Source organism: Microbacterium neimengense, assembly GCF_054782995.1.
In genome coordinates, this window is the sequence record NZ_BAAGRK010000019.1 from 1 (window position 1) to 10790 (window position 10790).

9 protein-coding genes, 3 tRNA genes, 1 rRNA gene and 1 pseudogene are annotated in these 10790 nt (G+C 35.8%); all 14 read right to left on the bottom strand.

Features of this window, described 5'->3' with window-relative positions; genetic code table 11:
- Positions 1 to 162: pseudogene (locus ACYVJS_RS15905) on the bottom strand (NADH-quinone oxidoreductase subunit H); the annotation flags it as partial.
- 26 nt (positions 163 to 188) lie between these two features.
- A complete protein-coding gene (locus ACYVJS_RS15910; RefSeq protein ID WP_460624620.1) occupies positions 189 to 800 on the bottom strand; it encodes a hypothetical protein in 612 nt (203 codons plus the stop codon).
- Positions 801 to 1232: 432 nt separating this feature from the next.
- Positions 1233 to 1454: an NADH-quinone oxidoreductase subunit H gene (locus ACYVJS_RS15915; RefSeq protein WP_460624609.1), complete on the bottom strand. Its 222-nt coding sequence runs from the start codon at positions 1452 to 1454 to the stop codon at positions 1233 to 1235.
- Between the two features lie 87 nt (positions 1455 to 1541).
- Entirely contained in the window at positions 1542 to 2297 is a 756-nt protein-coding gene (gene coxB, locus ACYVJS_RS15920; RefSeq protein WP_460624608.1) for a cytochrome c oxidase subunit II, read from the bottom strand.
- 253 nt (positions 2298 to 2550) lie between these two features.
- Positions 2551 to 2931 (bottom strand): NADH-quinone oxidoreductase subunit A, encoded by a 381-nt coding sequence (locus tag ACYVJS_RS15925; protein ID WP_460740841.1) that lies wholly within the window; start codon positions 2929 to 2931, stop codon positions 2551 to 2553.
- Positions 2931 to 4430 carry an NADH-quinone oxidoreductase subunit N gene (locus tag ACYVJS_RS15930; protein WP_460624607.1) on the bottom strand — a complete coding sequence of 500 codons (1500 nt, stop codon included), beginning with the start codon at positions 4428 to 4430 and terminating at the stop codon, positions 2931 to 2933. The genes ACYVJS_RS15925 and ACYVJS_RS15930 overlap by 1 nt, the downstream gene beginning before the upstream one ends.
- Positions 4431 to 4480: 50 nt before the next feature.
- Positions 4481 to 4552, bottom strand: a tRNA-Gly gene (locus ACYVJS_RS15935).
- A gap of 41 nt (positions 4553 to 4593) precedes the next feature.
- Positions 4594 to 4664 (bottom strand) — tRNA-Arg (locus tag ACYVJS_RS15940).
- Positions 4665 to 4704: 40 nt separating this feature from the next.
- Positions 4705 to 4786: transfer RNA gene (locus ACYVJS_RS15945), tRNA-Leu, on the bottom strand.
- A 350-nt stretch (positions 4787 to 5136) separates the two neighbouring features.
- A complete protein-coding gene (locus ACYVJS_RS15950; RefSeq protein WP_460624606.1) occupies positions 5137 to 5775 on the bottom strand; it encodes a heme-copper oxidase family protein in 639 nt (212 codons plus the stop codon).
- A gap of 229 nt (positions 5776 to 6004) precedes the next feature.
- A complete protein-coding gene (locus ACYVJS_RS15955) occupies positions 6005 to 7777 on the bottom strand; it encodes a cbb3-type cytochrome c oxidase subunit I (RefSeq protein WP_460624605.1) in 1773 nt (590 codons plus the stop codon).
- 180 nt (positions 7778 to 7957) lie between these two features.
- A complete protein-coding gene (locus ACYVJS_RS15960) occupies positions 7958 to 8176 on the bottom strand; it encodes an ATP synthase subunit C family protein (protein WP_460624604.1) in 219 nt (72 codons plus the stop codon).
- Positions 8177 to 8286: 110 nt separating this feature from the next.
- The gene (locus ACYVJS_RS15965) at positions 8287 to 9120 is read right to left on the bottom strand and encodes a F0F1 ATP synthase subunit A (protein ID WP_460740842.1); all 834 of its coding nucleotides are present in this window, start codon (positions 9118 to 9120) and stop codon (positions 8287 to 8289) included.
- 24 nt (positions 9121 to 9144) lie between these two features.
- Positions 9145 to 10453, bottom strand: a 16S ribosomal RNA gene (locus ACYVJS_RS15970).
- Positions 10454 to 10790 lie beyond the last annotated feature (337 nt).

The window sequence follows — 10790 nt, forward strand, 5'->3', positions numbered from 1 at the left end:
ATATAGAATTCCCATTGAAAAATCAAAAATAGTTAGTCCAGCACCAAATGGAATAACAGCCCATCCTAGTAGACTAAATACTAGTGTAATAATAGGAGCTAGATAAAATAGACTTACCGTAGCATGAGCAGGAATTACTGTTTCCTTTACTACTAGCTTTAGAGCATCAGCGACTTAAAAAAAAAATATTAGGGTTGTTGTCGTAGGCTCGTGTAGTAATAATAACCCTTGTAAGCTTTGTTTGTATCTAGCTTTGTAGTTAGTGTAGTAGCTCCGATCCCCATTGTCTTTGCAGCTAGTCGGATACTTCGGAAAGGAGCACCTGTTACTAGTGTAAAAGAGTTTTCTGTGTAAACATATACCGTCTTCCCATTCATTTCTGCTGCTGCATCTAGCGTAGCCTTGCTTGGACCAGTACCATAATTATGATTCTTAGGCCCAATCTTGCCTACACTCTTTCGAGCACGTGTACTGTCAGAATCCTTTCGACCTGTTAGTGCTAGACTAATCTTAGATCGAGTAAGAACAGATAGACCTAGGATGTCTCGTGGGTTAGCTGTCATTATAACATTAAGAAGCGGCTTAAATGTATAAAGATACCAATTTTCTCGTGCTACAATTTGTTCACGAGAACATGTTTCAACCACAGTAATAGAAAAATTATGCCATCCGAAAGTCTTTAGGAATAGAGCTAGAAAATTATTACCCTTAGGTGTATTGTAATAATGGTACTTTATCCGTTGACCCATATTTACAGATGAACCATAATATGTGAAAAGTCGAAAAGGGAGAAAAGTGATCTTATAAACATCACTTGTACCTCACCACTTCTTATAAAAAGCATTGATATTGTCAGGCACATTTGAACAATGGTCTACAGCTACATGCTTCTTCTTACGATTGATATAAGACCAAGTCTTATATCGAATAATATGCGTGTAAAGTACATAAGATTCTGCAACACTAAATGGGATAACTATACACATTAGAATATAATCACTACTTATGGTCAGAGATACAATAACGACTAGAATAACTAGAATATTTACGACATTTATTTAGATCATATCACCATCCTATTGTATAGGATGCAGAACGTGTGATCGTTGAGGATCCTACTTGTATACTAATATACTTTGGTTTCCTGCTGATTATACATAACTGAAAAACTGATTGTCACTATTTTAATATAGTACAGCCTCCATAGTACTTTCCAGCATATAGTTCTGTTTTCATTCACCTCTTACGAGATAAAGCCGCTCGCCTTTTTTATATAAAAAATTTTTTAACGGTTGTAGAACTCCATAATAACCTACCTTATTAGGTCCTACTCGTCGTTGCATAGCAGCAAGAACCTTTCGTTCAATAATAGTCATGAAAGCAACGGCTAGAAGAATAGGTACAAGCACAATAAGAACTTCTAGAAGATTATATAGTGATGTTAGAATAGCCATTTTTTATGATATTTTTAATCAGAGGTACTCAATACAATGATATATATATATACATTATAGAGTCTATTATGTTTCTAGATATTATTATTATGATTGTGAATCTAGCCAGCTTAGATACTTATCAAGTGATACTGCTTCTACTGCAATAGGCATGAATCCGTGCATTACACCACAAAGTTCAGAACATTGTCCGTAATAAACTCCTTCTCGTTCTGTAATAACGGATACTTGGTTCAGTCGACCTGGAGTACAATCAATCTTTAGTCCTAGAGATGGTACGGCAAAGTCATGGATTACGTCTGCCCCTGTTACTACAAATCGTACATGTGTATCAACTGGTAGTACTACTCGATTATCAACATCTAGAAGTCGAAGTTGTCCATCTTCTAGATCTGAATCTGGAATCATATAGCTATCGAATTCGATTGATTCCCCATCTTCATTTACAAAATCACTGTATTCGTATGACCAATACCATTGGTGTCCTACTGCCTTAATAGTCATAGCAGGTGAAATAACATCATCCATTAGGTAAAGTAGCTTGAATGATGGGAAAGCAATTGCAATTAGAATTAGAGCTGGAGTAATAGTCCATACTAGTTCGATTAGTGTACCGTGGTTAGAGTACTTGTGTGAAATAGGGTTTGATGTACTACTGTAGTTAATTACTACTGATCCAATTACCCACATTACACCGATAAAGATTAGTACAAGGTAGAAGAAAATTGCATTGTGTAGTTCTGTGATACCTTCAAATGTAGGGCTAGCACCGTCCTGGAAACCAATTTGCCATGGTTCTGCTGCATCACATTGTACAAATGTTGACCAAAGTGAGAAAGTCATGTTTTAGACTTATGATATCTATCATCCATACCACGTTTATTATTATACATTATATATTAATTGTGGTAACTATTATTCATTTGGGTAATCCTTAATCATTTTATTAGAATTACTTTAAGGAATAGTTGAATCGAACAACTGCTACCATTGTGTAAGAATGGGGGTCTAACCACTGACCTAATTCCTTTTAATTAATTAATTAACTTCTTTTATACACTTATATCAAAAATATTTCTATATTTCCTGAGGGGAGTTACTTCTTTGTTACTGAAATAGAAGATCGTTGGTCTGTAAAGTATAGGACTCCCGCACTAATTTCTACAATAAATCCCATTGTCAGAACAAATGAGAATAGCATAGCTACCCAATAACCCATTAGAGTTAGATTACTCATAGTTACTGCAATAGGGTAGAATAGTAGGATCTCGATGTCAAACAGCATAAATAGAATACCTACTAGGTAATATTGAATACTAAATGGTGCTCGTGTTTGACCTAGAAGTCCATCAAAACCACATTCATAAACACTTACCTTTTCAGAATAAGGTCGACTAGGTGCTAGTAGAATATTAGCCATAAGTAGAATAGCAACAAGAATAGGTACAAAAATAAATAGAATAGTAATACCTGACATTAATATCCATATAGTGTTAGAGCCAGTAGAGTTGTGCTATTTAGAATTAGATCTGGATATACCGCAAATAGGGCGATAATCATAGTTAGTGTTGCAATTGCAAAGCTATGTACTGATGATAGCTTTTGTTCTGGTGATGACACTGTTAGAATTTCAGATGATGGTGAATCAAAGTGAATTACTCGTACAATCTTAAGATAATAATAAGCACTTACTACTGATACTAGAATTGCTACAATTGATAGGAAATAATATCCACTATGTGTAGCTGAATATAGTACTGTTTGCTTTGCAAAGAATCCCATTAGTGGTGGTACTCCTGCCATTGAAAATAGACAAACAGTTAGAGATAGTCCTAGAATAGGATTAGATCGGAATTGTCCAGCTAGTTCAATAATAAGTTGTAGATCAGTATTTTGTCCTGATGATCGAGATACTGATGAATGCATAACATATCCAAATGCTAGAATAATCATAAATGCATTTAGATTTGTGATACTATATTGTACTAGATAAAATAGGAATGATTCAATTGATTCTTCTGTATTTACTCCTAGTGCTAGTAGTAGAAATCCTACATGTGAAATTGTACTATAGGCTAGTAGTCGCTTGATTCGTGTTTGTGCTAGTCCTACTACAGTACCAATTACTAGTGATAGTAGTGATGATACTAGTAGCAGATTTGTCCATACTGTAAATGATTGTCCTACACCTGCTTGTACTTCAAGTAGTAGAATTAGAATTGATAGCTTTGGCATAATTGTTAGCCATGTTGTCACAATTGTTGGTACTCCATCATATACATCAGGAGCCCAATTATGGAATGGAGCAGCTGAAATCTTAAATAGGAAACCAATAACAAAAATAAATAGACCAATAGCACATAGATTCATTTCATTTGTTTCTGATACTGATAGTAGTGTATAAATATTTTCTAGATTTGTTAGACCTGTATATCCATAAATTAGTGCTGATCCTAGTAGAATTAGAGCTGATGATAGTCCTCCTAGTAGGAAATACTTTAGACCAGCTGCTGTAGCAGAATCTGAATCTCGATAAAGAGTAGCTAGAATATATACTGCAAATGATTGTAGTTCAATACTTAGATATACTGATACTAGATCTGCACTTGAGACTAGGAATGAAGCACCACAAGTTGTAAATAGAATAATAATAGGATATGTTGTAATAGTTGGTACTGCTGTAAATACTGTAGATCGTGATTGTAGATTACTTGTTACAGGAGCCCATGGTAGAAGAATCATAGCACCAATAACAAAGATAAATGTGTCAGCCGATTGAGACACTGATGTTACCTGGAATAGACCACTGTAAATACTTACACCTTCTCCAATACCTTGAAGATCTAGAGCATTATATGATAGTGCTGCAGTGTAAAGTAGAACTAGTGAACACATCCGAGTTAGTAGAATAGGATTAATAGATGTATTAGATAGCGCTACGGCCATCATAATAATAAATAGACTAGTTACTAGCATCCCTGTTATTAATTCACTATAATTTTAATTGTTTTCATCTATTCTAATTATACGAGTATTCAGACTCGAACTGAAAAAATTCGCTTGGAAGGCGAAGGTATTACCAATTATACTATACTCGCTTTATAAATTATCATTATTATACTACTTATAATATATTTTTAACGCCCTATAGGATTCGAACCTATATTGACTGTTTCGAAGACAGTAGTACTGACCATTATACGAAAGGCGACTTCCACATTTTTTATGTTATATTATTTTTACTTTTTTTTACGAACGAGGAGACTCGAACTCCTACACCCTGAGGCAACCGTACCTAAAACGGACTTGTCTACCAATTTCAACACGTTCGCTATAAATATGGGTAATCATGTAGATAATCGATTATGCTTATATAATTCTTTATGGTATTATTATATCCATAACTATGTGGGGAGTTATATGTAATAGTATTATAGCTTTGTAATGTATACTCGTGTTACAAATAGTTGTACGAAGTAAGGTAGTACGTATACTGACATTACATATGTAATAACTGCTAGTCCAAGTAGTCCGAATGTAATTTGGTTTACCCAGAAGTATGCTGTTAGTTGAGGCATGATTATTATTTGTTATTTGTGCTCTATGGAGCTGCATATATATCATATTTAAATAGTATAAATATGATTATGCGTAAGGAGAATTGTAATATATAATAATATTATTATGATTGTACAGGCATCATAAGATATGCGTGGTATGGTGTTGGACTTGGGATTGTCCATTCTAGAGATGTACTGTATGAAGATTCTGTTAGATATGATGGTGTGCTCATAAAGTATCCTGGTGTTCCCCAGGGGTTCATAGATGCAACTGGTTGTGATACTAGCATATCGTAAATTACGTATAGAAATAGAACTGTAGCTACAACTGAAATCATTGATCCAATAGAGCTAATGTAGTTCCATCCTTCGTAAGCATCAGGATAGTCAGGAATTCGTCGAGGCATTCCAGCTAGTCCTAGGAAGTGTTGTGGCATGAATGTAGTATTTACACCAATGAATAGAGTCCAGAAGTGGATTTGTGCTAGTCGTTCGTTGTACATCTTACCGAAGATCTTAGGTGCCCAGTAGTAGAATCCAGCGAAGATAGAGAACACAGCACCCATTGAAAGTACGTAGTGGAAATGGGCCACTACATAGTAGGTATCATGCATTGCTACGTCCATTGAAGCGTTTGCTAGTACTACTCCTGTTAGTCCTCCAATTGTAAATAGAGCTACAAATCCTAGTCCGAATAGCATAGGTGCTGTATATCGGATAGATCCACCGTATGCCGTTGCTCCTACTCTTTCTTCGATCATTTCAGATCTAGGCTAAAAGAGTCTACCTTTAATTGCTTAAAGGAGTGGACTATGTCTTAGATCACCGTATATTAATTAATACTTAGGTTGACCTGGGGCGTATAGTCTCTACGCTTTTACATTAGCCGTTTCCAATTAATGATTTAGTTCGACGATTGTCCTATATATGTTACTTATTCCATATATAGGAGTTCTCTCGAATTTGCCCCGCTATATTATTACTTGATTATTACTTGATACTCTTAAAAATCTTGTACATCATTGAAGGATGCATATGCGGTGCTAGAATAGGATATAGCTTCCGCATAGAGGGAACTGTAATATAGATAATATGACGTCCTTCCGCCTTATGTAGTGCCCCCTTAATGTCATACTTAATAATTAGTGCATTAAGTAGTCGAATATTCTCTTCTAGTGTAAAGGATTGTGTGTGTAGATAAAGCCCTCCACCATTAGCCATAGTTCCATCTCCCATGATCCAAAAAGCAAGACATGGTGGAGTAAGATAGTCGAAGATATCCATAGGAATAGTCTTCACACCATTAGTATGGAACATATGATAAAGAATAGTAAAGCAAGGTAGAGTTCGTGTCACAACACTAACTCCATAGTGAATACCAGAAGGAAGAGTCGATTGTACCAGAGAGGGCATACTTGAGCAATAATGAGCTAGCACCTGAAAACAATGCCAGATAAAGCCAAAATTATGAATGGACTGCTTGATTGCTAGTCGAGCATTAGAGTTACCCTGCTTGTGCTTCATCATCCAAGCATCAGAAAGGATCATGCCAACCAGAATACAAAGAGTATTGAAAGGGATACCTACCATATTTCGAATAATAATATTGAATTGAGGGTACCCTACAGTCGAACCATGATTGGTACCATATGGTACAATACTAGTACAAGTATTATTAGGTAGAATCTTATACTTGGTCGCACGAGGGTATAGATAGCTAAGAGGTACTGTGATAATATTAAAAACAGTAATAATATAGTTGGCCAGTATATGAAGTGGGCCTAGCACTTCGTTTAGCCATGAGAATACCTTAATACCTGTTGGTACTGCGATGATCATAGAAGCTGCTGTAAAGTAAGCTCGAGTATCAACGTCAAGACCTACTGCGTACATATGGTGACTCCATACAATAAATCCTAGAATACCAATAGATGCAATAGCATATACCATCCCGAGGTAGCCAAAAATAGGCTTTTGTGAAAATGTTGAGATAATGTGTGAAATCATACCAAAACCTGGAATGATCATTAGATATACCTCAGGGTGTCCAAAGAACCAAAAGAGGTGTTCATATAGAACTGGGTCACCACCACCAGCAGGGTCGTAGAATGATGTGTTGAAGTTTCGATCTGTAATAATCATTGTTAGTGCACCAGCTAGAACTGGGATACATAGGATAATGATAATTGATTGGAATAGCATAGCCCATACAAATAGAGGCATCTTGTGTAGTGTCATACCAGGAGCTCGCATGTTAATAATAGTAGTGATAATGTTCATAGCACCTAGCATTGATGAGATACCTGAAAGGTGTAGTGAGAAAATAGCTAGATCTACTGATCCACCTGAGTGAGATTGTACACCTGTAATAGGCATGTAAAGAGTCCAACCTGTACCCATACCTTGTTCTACGAATACACTTGAAACGATAAGAACAATAGCAGGAGGAAGAATCCAGAATGATACATTATTCAGTCGTGGAAAAGCCATATCAGGAGCACCAATAAGAACAGGAACCATATAGTTACCAAATCCAGCCATAGCAGGTACTACCATGAAGTAAATCATGAAAATACCGTGAGATGTAGCGATTACATTGTATAGTTGGTGGTCACCGTTTAGAAATTGGTTACCAGCTCCAGACAGTTCAAGTCGGATAAGAACAGAGAAAGCTGTACCTAGAAGACCAGTAAAGATAGCGAAGATCAGATACAGTGTTCCAATATCCTTAGCGTTGGTTGAGAAAAGCCAACGGGTAGCCATGGATAAACCATGAAATAGTCCTTATAGTCCTATTATTAAATTATATACATATATATATAGTTCATATATAATTATAATTTGATTATAATCATTGGGTAATCTCTGCACCTACACTTATACGAAATTATTTATATTTTACCGTTCCTCTTAGGGGATTATTGTTAATGATGATCCTGTATATTATGAGTAAAGTACTAGGAAACTGATCATAAGTGCAAATAGCCCGGTCGCTTCTGCTAGAGCGAATCCTAGAATTGCGTAAGTAAATAGTTGACCTCGTAGTGCTGGGTTTCGAGCTACTGATGCGATTAGAGATGAGAAGATTGATCCAATACCAACTCCAGCTCCTGATAGTCCGATTGCTGCTAGTCCTGCTCCGATAAACTTTGCTGCTGCCATGTTTTGTGTATATTTAATTGTTAGGCTACTACTAAAGTAATAGCTATTAGCTTTTGATAAATAAATTATCTTACTTATATTATAAATGGGGAGTATAAGGTGAATTGTTATTAGTGTAGTTCAATGGCATCCTTGATATAGCTACATGTAAGAATACAAAAGACAAATGCTTGGATTAGAGATACAGCAATTTCTAGACCAACTAGACCTACAAAGATTGCAAATGGAATTAGTGTTACAACAGCAACTAGAATACTTGATGTAAATAGTTGTGTTAGGAATGTTGATAGAATCTTTAGTAGTGTGTGTCCAGCTGTCATATTTGCGAATAGCCGGATACCTAGTGATACTGACCGAGCAAAATATGAAATTAGTTCAATCAGTACTAGTAGAGGTACTAGTCCTAGAGGTGTACCTGATGGAATAAAGAAAGCAAAGAAATGCAGACCGTGTGTATATAGTCCAAGAATAGTTACACCAATGAAGATGAATACAGATAGACCAATAGCAACCATAACTGATGTTGTAATTGTAAATGCATAAGGTACATTACCGTTTAGGTTAGCAATTAGAATGAAGAAGAACAGGCTGTAAATAAATGGCATGTAAATTTCGTTTGCTGAACCAATTTGGTCTCGTACCATACCGTGGATTGATGCGTAAGCACTTTCTAGTGAAATACTCCATGCGCTAGGTACAAGAGAATATGAATTGTTACCCATAATATGTAGACCTAGTACTAGGAATACAGTAATAATAGCGTATAGACCTAGATTTGTTAGTGAAAGGTTAAAGTCACCAATAATAGGTGCTGAAACACTAAGGAAAGGTACCACTTCGAATTGTTCTAGTGGAGATGTAATAAAGTGTGTCATGATGACTGAATATATAAAGTAGTTGTTCTTTAAAGCTATGTAGTTAAAATAGTACATAGTATTCGACATAATTATCGTATAAGGGGATTAATTAGATTTTATCATTCAGCCGCAAGTTCCCTTACGGCTACTATGTTTCAACTTCAGAGAAATCAACGCTCTTCATCTCGAAACTTGAATATCTTTTTAGATAATTCAAAACATCTTCAATGAGTAGTGTCTCTCCCCCCGTGATGAGCAATTAGTACCCGCTTAGAGGTATACTTCACCGCGCCGTGCTGATGCGCGATTACTCGGAATTCCTACTTCATAAAGGCGAGTTCCAGCCTTTAATTCGTACATTAATATCGGTTGATGGTTAGCTCCTCTTTTCAGAATTGCATCATACTGTCGATATTCTAGTGGCACGCGTGTAGCCCACTCCATAAGGGTCATGAAGACTTGTCATAGTCCTCCTAAACTAGATTCTTATAAAATCTAGACTATAAAACATATAGATTCATAGCGAGGATTGCGTTAGTTATACGGAATCAACCATAGGTCTCACGAACACTAACTGACGACAGCCATGCAACACCTGTCTAAGATGCAAGAAGTGGTAAGATTTTACGCGGGCTATCGGATTAAACGGCATGCTTCACTCCATGTGCCTAAGAACGGTCTAATCATTGACGTTTCGGTCTTTCGACTGTACTATGCAGGTGGCAGACTTTAGCGTTAGCAACGAAAACCAATAGTTAATCCACTGATCTCATAGTCTGCATCGTTTACGGCAAGAAGTATCCGGGTATCGAATCCGGTTCCATGCTCTTGCTTTCGTACCTTACAGTCAGTCAATACTTAGTAGAATGCTTACGCCTTTAGTACACCCCTTGGTATCAAAGAATATTAGCCCTCCTCCAAGTGTTGGTTCTACCCCTATATGACTCTAGATCAATAATATGATCAAGCTACGTACCCTGTACACCTATTCAAAACTCCGATGGGTTGCCCGATTCCGTATTACCGCGACTGCTGGCACGGAGATTAGACTGGACTATTCGGTATAATAATCATCATTTATTATACTTATTCAAAAGTAAATCTTCTGATATCAGAAAATGACTTTTAACTCTAAGTTACTGGTTCACACTTTCGTGCATTGACCAATATTCTCCACTGCTGCACATAATCTATGCTCTGGACTTTTTCATTTCCAGTGTCGGGAATCAAGCTTTCACTCTCCCTACTCGTCATTGGCTTGGTAAGCTATTATCCTACCAACTACCTGCTGAGAGGCAAGTGAATCGTTTAAAAAACGGTATCAACTCACCTGTTACTGACCAGTTCGCCATTTCTGACTTGCATGTGTTAAAATACTTAGATACCCATCCGGTGGTGTCATGATTAAACACTTACTATTATGTTCTTTCTCTATCAAAGAACTTCACATCTTATTGATGCTTATTGTATGACATATTGTCATAATTCATTCATACTTATATATTTATAACTTTATTTTTATAATATCTATCTTATCTTATTTATATATAAGCAAGACTATTATATTATTATTAAAAGAAACCCAAATGAAATTTAACTAAAATACTACTTATATTCAAATATAATTATATAGATATTAATACATACTATTTCTATATTTTATGATTATATATAGCATATATATAATATTATTAATAATAACTATATAGAATTATTACAATAGATATTATAGATGTAATATTTTATATTACCTAATA